Origin of the sequence: Streptomyces umbrinus (assembly GCF_030817415.1) — a bacterium.
In the GTDB taxonomy this organism is placed as follows: Bacteria; Actinomycetota; Actinomycetes; order Streptomycetales; family Streptomycetaceae; genus Streptomyces; species Streptomyces umbrinus_A.
Genome location: NZ_JAUSZI010000002.1, coordinates 7,191,873 through 7,205,759, shown reverse-complemented (window position 1 = coordinate 7,205,759; position 13,887 = coordinate 7,191,873). Strand labels below are relative to the sequence as shown.

The 13,887-nt window shown below is 71.3% G+C and carries 12 protein-coding genes; 8 read left to right on the top strand and 4 right to left on the bottom strand.

Features of this window, described 5'->3' with window-relative positions; translation table 11 throughout:
* Window positions 1–38: 38 nt before the first annotated feature.
* Both QF035_RS31910 and QF035_RS31905 read left to right on the top strand, forming a co-directional pair.
* Window positions 39–2,267 (top strand): bifunctional glycosyltransferase/CDP-glycerol:glycerophosphate glycerophosphotransferase, encoded by a 2,229-nt coding sequence (locus QF035_RS31910; protein WP_307523888.1) that lies wholly within the window; start codon window positions 39–41, stop codon window positions 2,265–2,267.
* The gene (locus QF035_RS31905; protein ID WP_307523887.1) at window positions 2,264–3,670 is read left to right on the top strand and encodes a hypothetical protein; all 1,407 of its coding nucleotides are present in this window, start codon (window positions 2,264–2,266) and stop codon (window positions 3,668–3,670) included. Before QF035_RS31910 ends, QF035_RS31905 begins: the two co-directional genes overlap by 4 nt.
* 24 nt (window positions 3,671–3,694) lie before the next feature.
* Here the strand turns inward: QF035_RS31905 and QF035_RS31900 are convergent, their stop codons facing one another.
* The gene (locus tag QF035_RS31900) at window positions 3,695–4,108 is read right to left on the bottom strand and encodes an organic hydroperoxide resistance protein (RefSeq protein ID WP_055614076.1); all 414 of its coding nucleotides are present in this window, start codon (window positions 4,106–4,108) and stop codon (window positions 3,695–3,697) included.
* A gap of 126 nt (window positions 4,109–4,234) precedes the next feature.
* On the opposite strand from QF035_RS31900, the gene QF035_RS31895 reads away from it, so the two are divergent.
* The gene (locus QF035_RS31895; RefSeq protein WP_307523886.1) at window positions 4,235–4,756 is read left to right on the top strand and encodes a MarR family winged helix-turn-helix transcriptional regulator; all 522 of its coding nucleotides are present in this window, start codon (window positions 4,235–4,237) and stop codon (window positions 4,754–4,756) included.
* Between the two features lie 37 nt (window positions 4,757–4,793).
* Here QF035_RS31895 and QF035_RS31890 read toward each other — a convergent pair whose 3' ends face one another.
* Complete coding sequence (locus QF035_RS31890) at window positions 4,794–6,479, bottom strand: glycosyltransferase family 39 protein (RefSeq protein WP_307523885.1); 1,686 nt, start codon at window positions 6,477–6,479, stop codon at window positions 4,794–4,796.
* Between the two features lie 102 nt (window positions 6,480–6,581).
* On the opposite strand from QF035_RS31890, the gene QF035_RS31885 reads away from it, so the two are divergent.
* From QF035_RS31885 to galE, 3 genes are read left to right on the top strand one after another with little or no spacing between them, the layout of a single operon-like run.
* Entirely contained in the window at window positions 6,582–7,850 is a 1,269-nt protein-coding gene (locus tag QF035_RS31885) for a glycosyltransferase 87 family protein (RefSeq protein ID WP_307531591.1), read from the top strand.
* A 44-nt stretch (window positions 7,851–7,894) separates the two neighbouring features.
* A complete protein-coding gene (locus QF035_RS31880; protein ID WP_307523884.1) occupies window positions 7,895–9,541 on the top strand; it encodes a glycosyltransferase family 2 protein in 1,647 nt (548 codons plus the stop codon).
* A gap of 54 nt (window positions 9,542–9,595) precedes the next feature.
* Complete coding sequence (gene galE, locus QF035_RS31875; protein WP_307523883.1) at window positions 9,596–10,588, top strand: UDP-glucose 4-epimerase GalE; 993 nt, start codon at window positions 9,596–9,598, stop codon at window positions 10,586–10,588.
* Window positions 10,589–10,674: 86 nt separating this feature from the next.
* Here the strand turns inward: galE and QF035_RS31870 are convergent, their stop codons facing one another.
* Window positions 10,675–10,896, bottom strand: a complete 222-nt coding sequence (locus QF035_RS31870) for a hypothetical protein (RefSeq protein ID WP_055517933.1) — start codon at window positions 10,894–10,896, stop codon at window positions 10,675–10,677.
* A gap of 241 nt (window positions 10,897–11,137) precedes the next feature.
* Window positions 11,138–11,794, bottom strand: coding sequence for a TetR/AcrR family transcriptional regulator (locus QF035_RS31865; RefSeq protein ID WP_269649501.1), 657 nt, complete (start codon window positions 11,792–11,794; stop codon window positions 11,138–11,140).
* A gap of 226 nt (window positions 11,795–12,020) precedes the next feature.
* On the opposite strand from QF035_RS31865, the gene QF035_RS31860 reads away from it, so the two are divergent.
* On the top strand, window positions 12,021–12,956 hold the full coding sequence (locus QF035_RS31860; RefSeq protein ID WP_307523882.1) for an ABC transporter permease: 936 nt from the start codon (window positions 12,021–12,023) through the stop codon (window positions 12,954–12,956).
* A gap of 91 nt (window positions 12,957–13,047) precedes the next feature.
* Window positions 13,048–13,824, top strand: a complete 777-nt coding sequence (locus tag QF035_RS31855) for an ABC transporter ATP-binding protein (RefSeq protein WP_307531589.1) — start codon at window positions 13,048–13,050, stop codon at window positions 13,822–13,824.
* Window positions 13,825–13,887: the final 63 nt, after the last annotated feature.

The window sequence follows — 13,887 nt, the reverse complement described above, 5'->3', positions numbered from 1 at the left end:
CCCCGCAATCCCCGCCGGTTCCCGGACCTGGAGGTGCCATGCCCCGCTTCAGCATCGTCGTGCCCGTCCACAACGTGCAGGGCTATCTGCGCGTATGCCTGGAGTCGGTCCTCGACCAGTCGTACGGCGACTTCGAGCTGATCGTCGTCAACGACTGCTCCCCGGACGGGAGTTCGGCGATCATCGACGAGTTCGCGGCCCGCGACGAGCGGGTCGTGCCGGTTCATCTGCCCGTCAACGGCGGTATCGGCCCGGCCCGCAACCACGGCGCGAAGCTGGCGCGGGGCGAGTACCTGCTGTTCCTCGACAGCGACGACAGCTACACGCCGGGAACCCTGCGGGCGATCGCCGAGCGCATCGACGCGACCTCGCGGCCGGACATCGTCCTGTTCGACTACGCGCGCACGCAATGGCACGGCGCGGTGAAGCGCAACCGGGACGCGGCGGTCTTCGAGGCGGCGGGCCCCGAGGTGTTCACGGTCGCCGAACGCCCCGATCTGCTCGACCTGTTCACGGTCGTCTGGAACAAGGCGTACCGACTCGACTTCTTCCGTGAGGGCGGTTTCGCCTTCCCCACCGGCTTCTACGAGGACGCGGTGGTCGTCTACCAGACACTGTGGACGGCCCGCACGATCACGCTCGTCGACCGGATCTGCGTGTACTACCGGCAGCGCCGCCAGGGCAACGCGATGCGCACGCCGAGCCGGGAGCACTTCGAGGTGTTCGCGCAGTACGAGCGGCTGTTCCGGTTCATCGCCGAGCGGCCGGAGTTGGAGCGGTGGCGCGGGTTCCTCTACGACCACATGGCGGACCACTACCTCTTCATCCTCCGCCAGCAGGACCGCGTACCGCCGTCGGCCCGCTCCGAGTTCCACCGGCGGGCGGCGCGGGACCTGCGGGCGTACCGGCCGGACGGGCACCGGCTCGGCGCGGACATCCCGCGGGTGTCCTTCACGCTGCTCGCCCGGACCCCGTACGCCCTCTACGGCCTGCACCGCGCGGCCGCCGTGCGGCGGGCGGGCCTGCGCAGGCGCTACCGGGTCTGGCGCCGACGGCTGCGCAGGGTGCTGCTCGCGACGCACCGGCGGCTGGTGCTGCGGCGCGCGCTCGATCCCAACCTGGCCGTGTACTCGGCCTTCTCGCACCGGGGCGTCCTCGGTGACCCGGCCGCGATCCACCGCAAGGCGCGGGAGATCGCCCCGCACGTCCGGGGCGTGTGGGTGGTCGGGAAGGAGTACGTGGACACGCTGCCGCCGGACGTCGAGCACGTCCTGCCGGGCAGCCGGGCATACCGGAAGGTGACGGCGAGGGCCAAGTACCTGATCAACAACATGAATTGGGCGAACGACCTGGTGAAGCGCGAGGGCGCGGTGCACATCCACACCCACCAGGGCACGCCGCTCAAGTCGATGGGCGCGGACCTGCTCAAGTACCCGGGCGCGCGACGGGGTTTCAGTGTCCCGAAGATGCTGCGGCGCGCCGACCGCTGGGACTACAGCCTGGTCGCGAACGCGCACTCGGAGCTGGTCTGGGACCGCGCGTACCCCTGCGACTTCGTGTCCCTGCGCTCGGGCAGCCCGCGCAACGACTGCCTGGTCAGGCCGGAGCCGGGCCGGCGTGAGTCCGTACGGCAGCGGCTGGACGTCGGCGACGACCGGACCCTCATCCTGTACGCGCCGACCAACCGCGACCACCGTCAGGGCGGTTACGCGCCCGACTGCGACCTGGAACGTCTGGTGGCGGGGCTGCCCGGCGACCACGTGCTGGCGGTCCGCCTCCACCCGTCACTGGCCCAGCGCCATGAACGCGGCCTGGAGCTCAAGGATTTGGCGCGGCGGGGTGTGCTCCTGGACGTCACCGACGAGCCGAGCGTCGAGGACCTGATGCTCGCCTCCGACGCGCTGGTCACCGACTACTCGTCCCTGATGTTCGACTACGCCCACCTCGACCGGCCGATCGTCCTGCACGCCTACGACTGGGACACCTACCTCGCCGGACGCGGCACGTACTTCGACGTGACCGAGCGGCCCCCGGGTCATGTGACGTGCGACGAGGGCGAGTTGGCGCGGCTGTTCGCGTCGGGCGCGTGGCGGGACGAGGAGTCTGCGCGACTGCGGGAGGCCTTCCGGGAGCGGTTCGGCGGTTACGACGACGGGCGGGCGTCGGAGCGGGTCGTACGGTTGCTGATGCTCGGCGAGGACCTGGCCGCCGTGCCGCCCACGGTCCCCGCGCCCGGCGTCCCGAGCGAGCAGCTGGCCCGCTCGTGAACGCTCGGCCCGCCGCGTGGGCGCTGTTCCTCGCCGCCCTCTTCGGCTGCCTCCAGCTCGCCAACGTCACCGGACGGGACACGCCCGACAGCCGCAACTACCTGTCGTACGCGCTGAGTCTGGGCGGGGCGGACAAGGAGGAGGCGGCGGGGCGCACGATCGCGTACGTGTGCGCGAGCCGGGCCGAGACCGCGTCGCGGAACCACAGTGTGGACGTGCGGCGCTTCCGGGCTCCCGATCCGGGGCCGGAGATCCGGGACGAGTGCCGGGGCTACTACGACTGGAGCATCGGGCGGCGGTTGGAGGCCGGGCAGACGTCCGGGTGGACGGCGCCCTTCATGAGCGAGCGGTTCATGCGGATCTTCGAGGTGCGGCCCGGGTATCCGCTGCTGCTCGTGCCGTTCGTGACGGTGCTCGGGGTGACGTGGGGGCTGTGGGCGGCGGGGGTGTGCGTCGCGGCGGCCGGGGGCGCGCTCGTGTTCCTCGTCCTGCGGACCGTGGGCGTGCCGGTGGGTCTGGCGCTGACCGGGCAGACCCTGTACTACGTCCTGCCGACCGGTGCGACCGCGATGCGGCCCATGACCGAGGGCACGATGATGGCGCTCACGCTCGCTGTGCTGTGGGGGTGTGCGCTGGTGCTGCGGGGGCGGGCGGGTGCCGCCGGGCTGGTCGGTGTCTCGCTGGCGCTGCTGTTCGCCGTGAAGCACTCGCAGGCGCTGTTCCTGTCGGTGTGTCTGGCCGGGGGGCTCGGGGTGATTGGCCTCCACCGGAGGCGGGCGGGGCGGCCGGTGGGTGACGCCGTGAAGACGCTGCTGAAGGTGACGGTGGGGGCGGCCGTGGGCGTCATGCTCCTGACCCGGCTGCTCCCCTACCCCTCTGAGTCCGACAGTCTCCAGGACCTCCTCACCGACCACTTCAACCGGCCGGACCGGGAGCGGGCGTGGTGGGAGTTCCTCCACCTGGAGCTCAACTTCTGGATGGAGTGGCTGCGGCGGCAGTTGGCCGAGCCGTTGTTCCTGGCGTTGCTGGTCGCCGGCGGGTGGGGGGCGCTTCGGCGGTGGCCCGCCTTCGGCGTGCTCCTCGCCGCCGCGGCGGGCACCGGCGTCCTGAGCATCGCCGCCCATCCCGACATCGGCATCGACCGGTTGATGGTGATGGTGTGGCTGGTGCCGGTGGTGGGGGTGCCGTTGCTGCTGGCGGAGTTTTCTCGCCCCCGCCGCCCCTACCCATTCCCGTCACTACTCGGGGGCCAGCCCCCGAACCCCCGCTCCTCAAACGCCGGAGAGGCTGAGTACATTGCGGCCCGGGCCGACATTTCAGCCCGTCCGGCGTTTGAGGACGAGGCCGTTCAGGCCGATCAGCGGGGGTCCGGGGGCGGCAGCCCCCAGGGACGGGACGGGTAAGGGCGGCGGGGGCGAGGAAAGCTACTACTCGACGACGAGCTCGACCGGAATGTTGCCCCGGGTCGCGTTCGAGTAGGGGCACACCTGGTGGGCCTGCTCGATCAGCTTGCGGCCGGTCTCGGCGTCCACGGACTCGGGCAGCTCCACCCGCAGCGTGACAGCGAGGGCGAAGCCCTCCCCCTGCTTGCCGATACCGACCTCGGCGGTCACCGCCGCGTCACTGACATCGACCTTCGCCGCACGCCCGACCAGCCCGAGCGCACTGGCGAAACAGGCGGAGTAACCGGCAGCGAACAACTGCTCCGGGTTCGTGCCCTGACCGTTGCCGCCCATCTCCACCGGTATGCCGAGCTCCAGGTCGAGCTTGCCGTCGGAGCTGTAGGCCCGGCCGTCACGGCCGTGGGTGGCGGTGGCGACAGCGGTGTAGAGCGCGTCCATGAAAACCATCCCTCTCAGGGTCAACGTCGTATCGGCGGGCCTTGACCGGCCCCCCTCACGACCACAAGTAGAGCACACAATTCAGTTGTGCACAACTAAATGACGCACGGGAGGTATCCTGGAGTCATGACCACGACGCCCGCACCCGACCCCGCCGTACAGCACCCCGTGCAGCACTCCGTACGGGACGAGGACTTCCTCCGCCTCGACCAGCAGATCTGCTTCTCCCTGAACGCCGCCTCCCGCGCCTTCGGCGGCGTGTACCGGGTCGTGCTGAAGGACCTGGGGCTCACGTACCCCCAGTACCTGGTCATGCTCGTCCTGTGGGAGCACGGCGAGCTGCCCGTGAAGAAGGTCGGCGAGCACCTGCGGCTCGACTCCGGCACGCTGTCGCCGCTGCTGAAGCGACTGGAGGCGGCAGGCCTCGTACGGCGTGAGCGCAGTGCGCGCGACGAGCGGTCCGTGGTGGTCGGACTCACGGACGTGGGCACGGCCATGCGCGAGCAGGCGCTGCGCGTACCGCGCCGGATCGCCGCCGCGACGACCTTCGAACTGGACGAGATCCTCGAACTGCGCGCCCGGCTCGACAAGCTCACGAACGCGCTGGACGCGGCGGCCCTGGACGAGACCCCGGGCTGCGGCGCGTAACCACCGCCCACCCGCCCCCGGCCCCTGCCCTGCCCCCTCACATCGTCGGAGCCCTCCGCACATACAGCCGCAGAATCGACCCCTTCCGTACGAACTCCGCCCGCGGCACGAACTCCTCGCCCACGACGGTGAGTTTGACCCGCTCGGTCGGCTCGCTCGGAAACCAGGCCGACTTCAGCGCGTACGGCTCGGCGACCACCCACACGCGGTCCAGGCCGGCGAGTCTGCGGCGCAGCTCGTCCGGGCCGGTCTCGCGCCCGTAGAGCGTGCCGGAGACAGGTGCGGGCTCCTCCAGCGCGATGTCCCGCGTGCCCTGGAACCCCTTCGGGTACGCCAGCGCGGAGCGCCTGCCGAGCGACGGCAGGAAGAGCACGGGGTCGCCGGGGCTCATCCGCTGGGCGGCCGCGGCCGAGACGACGGCGAGGTTGTCGGGGCGGCGGGCTGGGTCCCGGTCCTCACGGAGGACGGGGAGCTGTGAGACGAAGGCGAGGGTGATGGCCAGTACGCCGACCAGCGTGGCGGCGTACGGCACACGGACGCCCCGTACGAGAGCTGGATCGGAATCGGGAGCGGAATCGGGAGCGCCGCCCGAGCCCCGCATCAGGCCCTCGGTCTCACACCGCGCAAGCCCCGCCCGGCGTGCCGCCAGGACCAGCCGTTCCGCCCCCGCCGCCGCCAGCAAGGGCGCCCCGGCGAGCGCGTACAGCACATAGCGGTCGTCGTAGAGCGGCCAGTGGCGCGAGACCACGATGAGGACCGCGGGCGGGAGGAGCAGCAGCGGCAGGGCGACCGTGGGGACGGAGAGTTCGCCGCGGCGGGCGGGCGGGGTGAACGGGTGGCGCAGGGCGAGGGCGATCAGCAGCAGATACGGGCCGAGGACCAGCATGGTCGGACCCGTGAAGGAGCGCAGCAGGCGTTCGACGGTGCCCCCGCCCGGGGGCCGGAGCCAGGCGACCTGCTCCGCCTGGCCGCTGGAGATCAGGGCCAGCGGAAGCAGGACGAGGAGTACGGCACCCGCGGCGCAGGCCCAGTCGCGCCACACGCGGCGGGGCATCCGGGCGAGGGCCAGGGTGGCGGCGTGCGCGATCAGGACCAGTACCGCGAACTCGTGCAGCAGGACGGTGACGGCGACGACCCCTCCGTACGCGCACCAGCCGACCACGCGCGCGTGCCGGGCGAGCCGGCCCACGGGCGCGTCCTCCTGATCCCCGCCCCTGCCACCGCCACCGCTTCCACCCTGCCCCCCGCCGCCGTCCCCGTCCGCGTCGGCCGTCACCGCCCGCGCCAGCAGCAGCGTCGATGCCGCGACCCCGGCGGCGACCAGCGCGTACGAACGTCCCTCCTGGGCGAAGTGCCCGGCCATCGGGGTCACGGCGTACAGCAGGCCCGCCCACAGGCCGACCCTCGGGCGGGCGAGCCGGGCCCCCAGGGCCGCGACCAGGCCCGCGGTCGCGGCGGCCGCGCAGAGCGAGGGGAGGCGCAGGGCGACCTCTCCGGGGTGGACGGCGAGGACGGGGTGCATGAGGAGGTAGTAGAGGCCGTGCACCGCGTCCACGGAGTGCAGCAACTGCCAGATCTGCGGGAGCGAGCGCCGCGCCACCTGGAAGGTGACCGCCTCGTCCCGCCACATCCCGCCACGATCGATTCCCCACAGACCGATCCCGAACATGACGAGTACGGGTACGAGCACGGCGACGGCAACCTGCGGACGCTTGACGACCATGCCCCAGATTTTGTGCTATTAGTCAGCTTTCGCACGTGATTGACCCGTCATCAGACTTTATGTGCCTACTTGCGGCTTACGATCCGTCGGGTGAAGCCCTGGATGAAGCCCCGTCTCCTCCTCGTCGCCGCCGGCTGGCTCACCACCCGCGCCCTGATGCTCTGGCTGCTCGCCCGGGACGGGCACGCCCCGCTGGGCATCGGCGGTGTCGCGCGTGAGGTGCACGAGCTGTACGCCCGCTGGTACGGCGTACTCGCCCACGGCACGTTCCCCTCGGGCGACCGGCTGTGGCAGTACCCGCCGGGCGCGGGCCCGGTCCTGTTGTCCCCCGGGCTGCTGCCGGGGCTGACGTACTTCCAGGCGTTCGTGCTCCTCGCGCTCGCCGCCGACGCCCTGGTCGCCGTCGCCCTCACGCGCGCGGGCAACCGGACGGGCCGCAGCCTGCGCGGCGCGGCCCTGTGGATCGCGGGCCTCCCCCTCCTCCTGCACCTCCCTCTCGCCCGCTACGACGTGCAGGTCACCGCCCTTGCCGTCATCGCCCTGTTGACGTTTTCGCGCTCCACGCGCGCGTGCGGCGCCTTCGCCGCGCTGGGCGCTCTCGTGAAGGTGTGGCCCGCGCTGATCCTGATCGGCACCCCCAGGGGGCGTACGACGAGGGAGGTGTGGACCTCGGCGGCCGTCACCGCGGGCGCCCTGCTCCTCGCGCTCGCCGCGCTCTTCCGCCACCCCTTCGACTTCCTGCGCCAGCAGGGCGGCCGGGGCGTACAGATCGAGTCGCTGGGCGGGACGGCCCTCTCCTTCGCGCGGCACGCCGGCTGGCCGGGGCAGGTGCGCTACCGCTACGGGGCGATGGAGTTCACGGGACCGTACGTCAGCACGATCGCCGCGGCGTCGCTGGCGCTCACCGTCGCCGCCTTCGGGGCCATGCTGCTGTGGCGCCTGCGGGCCCGGCACTGGACGCCTGCGACCCCGTACGACGCCGCGCTCTGTGCCGTGCTTCTGTTCACCGTGACGAGCCGGGTGATCAGCCCCCAGTACCTGGTGTGGCTGCTCGGCCTGGCGGCCGTGTGTCTGACCTCGCGGCACACCTCGCAGCGTCCGGTGGCCGTGCTGATCACGGCGGCCGCGGCGGCCAGCGCCCTCGCCTACCCCGTCCTGTACAGGGACGTCATGGACTGTACCTGGACGGGCTCCCTGCTGATGCTCGTCCGCAACGGACTGCTCGTCGCGGCCGCGGCGCTCTCCTTCCGCCGCCTGTGGACCGCCGGAATCCGGCCCGCCGGCACACCCTCCGCGGGAATTCGATCAGCGGAGACGGAACCTTCACACAATTCCCGTCATCTTCCCCACGAGACAGTAAGTACCTCTTAACGGAAAATTACCTACACCAGCCACTATTTCGCCCTGTGGAAGCCATGCGACCCATCCAAGCCATACCTCCCCACCAGTCACAGGTGTGCATCGTGGTCATCGGGTACGACGACGCCACCCATGTGACGGACGCGGTGCGCTCGGCCCTCGCGCAGGGGCCCGCCGTCCGCGAGGTGATCGCCGTGGACGACTGCTCGGCGGACGGCAGCGCGGATCTCCTGGACCGCCTCGCCCTCGACGAGCCGCGCCTGAGGGTGCTCCGCCGCAAGGTCAACAGCGGCGGTTGCGGCAGCCCCCGCAACGACGGGATCGACGCCGCCACCGCCCCGTACGTGATGTTCCTGGACAGCGACGACGTCCTGCCGCCCGGCGCGGTGGACGCGCTCCTCGACGCGGCCGCCGGGCGCGGGGCCGAGGTCGCCGCAGGTCTCTGTGTGCGCCGCGAGCTGCCGTCCGGCCGCGAGGTCCCCTGGCAGCCCGAGCTGTACGCCAAGGCCGCCCTGGTGAAGCACCCGTCCCGCCGCACCCACCTGGTCCACGACACCCTGTGCGTCAACAAGCTCTACCGCACCGACTTCCTGCGCGAGCACGCCATCCGCTTCCCCGAAGGACGCTTCCCCTACGAGGACTTCGTCTTCACCGCGCGCGTGCTCGCCGCCGGTCCGCGCGTCGCGCTGATCCCGGACACGGTGTACGTCTGGCACGTGCGCCGGAGCGCCGAGCGGCTGTCGATCTCGCTGGACCGGGCGGGCGTCGGCAACTGGCGGTCCAGGATCACCGCCCACGCCCTCTCGTACGACATCCTCCTGGCCGCCGGTGAGAAGCGGCTGGCGCGGGCCACGCGCGCGCGGTTCCTCGACCACTCACTGCGGATGTACGCGCGCGAGCTCGATCAGCGCGGTCCCGTGTACCGGCGCGAATGGTGGGCCCTCACGCGCGCGTACCTCGCGACGTTCGACGCGGCCGACCTCGCGCTCGCACCGGCGCCGGGACGGGTCGTCGCACAGGTCGTGACCGCCTCCGAGGAGCCCCGCGACCTGACCCGCGTCAAGGAGGTCGCGGCGCGCCCGGCCCGGCTGCGGCCGCCGTACGCGCGGCTCGCGGACGGCACGCCGGTCTGGTCCGCCGACCTGACCCAGGTGACTCTGGAACACCTGCTGTTCCGGCCCGTACGCCTGCTCCCTGTGGCCGTCGACGCGGAACTGCGGCCACGCGCGCGTGCCACCCGGCTGCGGCTGCGCCTGCACGAGCTGTACGGGCGGATGGCGGACGCGTCGCCGGCGTCCGTGGACGCCGAGTTCGTGAACCGGCACGACGGGGCGGTCGGGCTCACGGTGACGGCCCGGTTCCTGCCCGACGACCCCGATCCCGTCGACGACGGCTCGGGTGATCATGGGGGCACCGACTCCTGGACGGCCGAGGCGGCCGTCGACCTCGCGGCGCTCGGCTCCGGCACCTGGGACCTGCGCCTTCGCCTGCGCTTCCACGACGGCACGAGCCGTGAGACCACCGCGCACGCCGTCGCGGGCCCGGGCCTGCTGCGCCGGTCCGTCGTGCCGAACGGCCGGCACGGGCTGCTGCTCGTCCAGCCGTACGCGACCCACGCGGGCTCGCTCGCGCTGCGGCTGGCGCCCGGTTGGCGTGGAATGACCACCGTGGTGCGCCGCAGAATGAGGCGTTTGCTTCACTGACAGTCGGCTCGACCGACCGACAGACGAACCGACACACGAGGGGACGGCCGACACATGACCTGGCTGATCACCGGCGGGGCCGGCTACATCGGGGCGCACGTCGTCCGTGCGTTGACCGAGGCGGGCGAACGGGCCGTGGTGTACGACGACCTGTCCACCGGGATCGCCGAGCGCGTGCCCGACGGGGTGCCACTGGTCGTCGGCTCGACCCTGGACGGGGAGCGGGTGGCCCGCGCGCTCAAGGACCACTCGGTCACGGGCGTCGTCCACCTGGCGGCGAAGAAACAGGTCGGCGAGTCCGTGGACCTGCCGCTGCACTACTACCGCGAGAACGTCGAGGGACTGCGGGTCCTGCTGCAGGCGGTCACGGCCGCCGCGGTGCCGTCCTTCGTGTTCTCGTCCTCCGCGGCGGTGTACGGCATGCCGTCCGCCGCGCGAGAAGGGGCCCTCGTGACCGAGGAGACGCCCTGTGTGCCGATGAGCCCGTACGGCGAGACCAAGCTGGCGGGCGAGTGGCTGGTCCGCGCCACAGGCCGCGCCCACGGGCTGTCGACGGCTTCCCTGCGCTACTTCAACGTGGCGGGTGCCGCGGCGCCCGAGCTGGCCGACACGGGCGTCTTCAACCTGATCCCCATGGTCTTCGAGAAGCTCACGGAAGGCGTGCCCCCGCGCGTCTTCGGCGACGACTACCCGACCCCTGACGGCACCTGCGTCCGCGACTACATCCACGTCGCCGACCTGGCGGAGGCCCATGTGGCGGCCGCCCGCCGGCTGGCCGCCGCTCCCGGCACGGACCTGACGCTCAACATCGGCCGCGGTGAGGGCGTCTCGGTCCGCGAGATGATCGACCGGATCAACGAGGTCACCGGCCACACGCTCGCCCCGGCCGTCACCCCGCGCCGCCCCGGCGACCCGCCCCGCGTCGTCGCCTCCGCCGACCGCATCGCCGCGGAACTGGCCTGGAAGGCCAAGTACGACGTCCACGACATGATCACGTCGGCCTGGGAAGGGTGGGTACGGCTCCACCCCGAGGCCCGGCGAGGCTGAAGGCCGGGTTCAGAAACGCGCTCGCCGCGGGCCGGACATCGTCCGGGGCCGCGGCGAGTGCCTGACGGGTGTACTGACGGGATCCGTCAGAGCTTGTCCATGCGGGTGTAGGGGCTGACGATACGGGCCTGGCGGGAGCCGAAGTCGACGAGCATCGCGATGCCCTCCTCGACGCCGACGATCCTGCCCAGGCCGAACTGGTCGTGCGTAACACGGTCACCCAGGGCGAAGTGCTTGGCGACCGGGACAACCGGAGCTTTGAAGGGACTGGTGGACAGGTGGCGCCGGGGCGCGGATGGCTTCGTCATCGTCAGTCCAGTATGCGCCTCCGAGGGCCTCGAAAGTGAGGCCCGGATGACAACGATCCGGACGCTACGGGGTTGACGCCCCTTGCCGGGGCACCCCGCAAGGGTGGCCGAGCTGCGACGATACGCGGCTCCCTGGCATGAACGGGACCAGTCTCGGCCGAGTTCCACTACCCGCACGTGAACCCGGACTTCGTGACTCGGAGGCGCCTTTTCGACGCTCTTCGACGCCCTTACGCCGTCCCTACAACGCCTTGAGCGCCACCGCCGTGGCCCGGGCCAGGCTCTCCAGGTACCCCTTGGGCAGCTTGGGACTGCGGATCACCACCGAGCGCCAGTACAGCGGTCCGGAGATCAGGTCGAGGGCCAGCTCGTCGTCGATGCCCATCCGGACCTCACCGCGCCTCTCCGCCGCGGCGACGATGCCGCTGGCGACGCCCTCCTGCCCCTCCCGCAGGGCCTTCTGCATGGCCTCGGCGATGTCCGGGTTGCGGGCGGCCTCGGCCTGAAGGTCGGGGATGATCTGCGAGGCGACAGGGTGACGCAGGGCCCGTGACGTGACCTCGTACAGGAGGCGCAGGTCGCCCTCCAGGGTGCCCGTGTCGGGTGCCGGCAGCCCCTGAACCGCGACCGCCGACACCAGGTCGAGCACCAGGTGCAGCTTGGAGCGCCACCGGCGGTACACCGCGGTCTTGCCCACGCCCGCGCGGCGCGCGATCCCCTCGATGGACATCCGCGCGTATCCGACGGCCGCGAGCTCCTCGAAGACGGCCGCCCTGATGGCCTCCGTCACATCCTCCCGGAGCACCGCCGCCCCGGCGGGAGTCCGGCGGCGCGGCTGCTGCGGGCTCTCCGGGGCCCCTTCGGCGTTCGTCGGGGTCCCGTCGGCATTCGTCGTCATGTTCATCAGCATAGGGGCGTCACGACGAAACGGTTGCGTTCCGACGTGAGATCGGCCTACGCTCACGTGACGACGATACGGTTCCGTCCCGACGTAAAGAGGGTCCCCGGTACGGGTAAAGACGGGCCCGTAGCGACGTAAAAGAAGCGTTCGCACACCCCATTCGTGCACCCCCGTTCGCACACCCACTCCCACGAGCCCCGCGCTCCGAGCGAAAGCAGCGGATGTGAGTCAGGTCCTCCACACACCGCCCCCGGCACCCGACCCGGTGCCGGCATCGGCCGCCCTGCCCGACGACGCCGCGGCACTCGCCGCCCGTTACGGCCTCACGGTCAGCGGCGCCCGCCCCTCACTGCCCGCGTACGTCCGCCAGTTGTGGGCTCGCAGGCACTTCATCACGGCGTTCGCCACCGCCAAGCTCACCGCCCAGTACAGCCAGGCGAAGCTCGGCCAGGTCTGGCAGGTGGCCACGCCCCTGCTGAACGCGGCGGTCTACTACTTCATCTTCGGCGAGCTCATGGGCACGAGCCGCGGCGTCCCGGACTACATCCCGTTCCTGGTCACCGGCGTCTTCGTGTGGACGTTCACCCAGAGCTCGATCATGGCGGGCACCCGGGCGATCTCCGGCAGCCTCGGCCTGGTGCGCGCCCTGCACTTCCCGCGGGCCGCGCTCCCGGTCTCGTACGCGCTGCAGCAGCTCCAGCAGTTGCTGTTCTCGATGGCCGCGCTGTTCGTGATCCTGCTCTGCGTCGGCGTGCCCGTCAGCGTGTCCTGGCTCCTGGTCGTTCCCGCCCTGGCACTGCAGTTCGTGTTCAACGCGGGCGTGGCGATGATCATGGCCCGGATGGGCGCCAGGACGCCGGACATCGCGCAGCTGATGCCGTTCGTGCTGCGCACCTGGATGTACGTGTCCGGTGTCATGTGGAGCATCGACAAGGTGCTCACCGCCCACCAGGACATGCCGCACATCGTGCTGGTCGCCCTGGAGTGCAACCCGGCCGCGGTCTACATCGACCTCATGCGGTTCGCGCTCATCGACACCTTCCACGCGAGCCAGCTGCCCCACCACGTGTGGGCGCTCGCGGTCGGCTGGGCGCTGCTCGCCGGCGTCGGCGGCTTCATCTACTTCTGGAAGGCTGAGGAGACGTACGGCCGTGGCTGATCCCACCAACAACGCACCCGCCTCCGCCCTCGTCGCGGACCGTGTCCCCACCGTCGCGACCGAACCCGTCCCCACCGTCGCGACGGAACCCATCCCCACGGTCGTCGCCGACCGCGTCGACATCGTCTACCGCGTCAACGGCACGGGGGCCGGCCGCGGCAGCGCCACCGCGGCCCTCAACCGCATCCTGCGCCGGAAGAAGACCGAACAGGCCTCGGGTGTGCGGAAGGTGCACGCCGTGAAGGCGGTCTCCTTCACCGCGTACCGGGGTGAGGCGATCGGGCTCATCGGTACGAACGGGTCCGGAAAGTCCACACTGCTCAAGGCCGTCGCCGGGCTGCTGCCGGTGGAGCACGGGCGGATCTACACGGACGGTCAGCCCTCCCTGCTCGGGGTGAACGCCGCCCTGATGAACGACCTGACCGGCGAGCGCAACGTCTATCTCGGCGGCCTCGCCATGGGAATGTCCCGGGAACAGGTCCGCGAGCGGTATCAGGAGATCGTCGACTTCTCCGGCATCAACGAGAAGGGCGACTTCATCACACTGCCCATGCGGACGTACTCGTCCGGAATGGCCGCACGGCTCCGCTTCTCCATCGCCGCGGCCAAGGACCATGACGTACTGATGATCGACGAGGCCCTGGCCACGGGGGATCGCTCCTTTCAGAAGCGCTCTGAGGCTCGGATCCGTGAGTTGCGGAAGAGTGCGGGGACGGTCTTTCTCGTGAGCCACAACAACAAGTCGATCCGGGACACGTGCGATCGGGTGCTGTGGCTGGAGCGGGGGGAGTTGCGGATGGACGGGGGTACGGAGGAAGTGCTGAAGGAGTACGAGAAGTTCACCGGAGGTGGGGGGAAAGCCCCCTGAGGGGCGCGGGGAACTGCGCGAGCAACCACAGCGCACCCGCAGCCGACGAACAACCGGGATCCG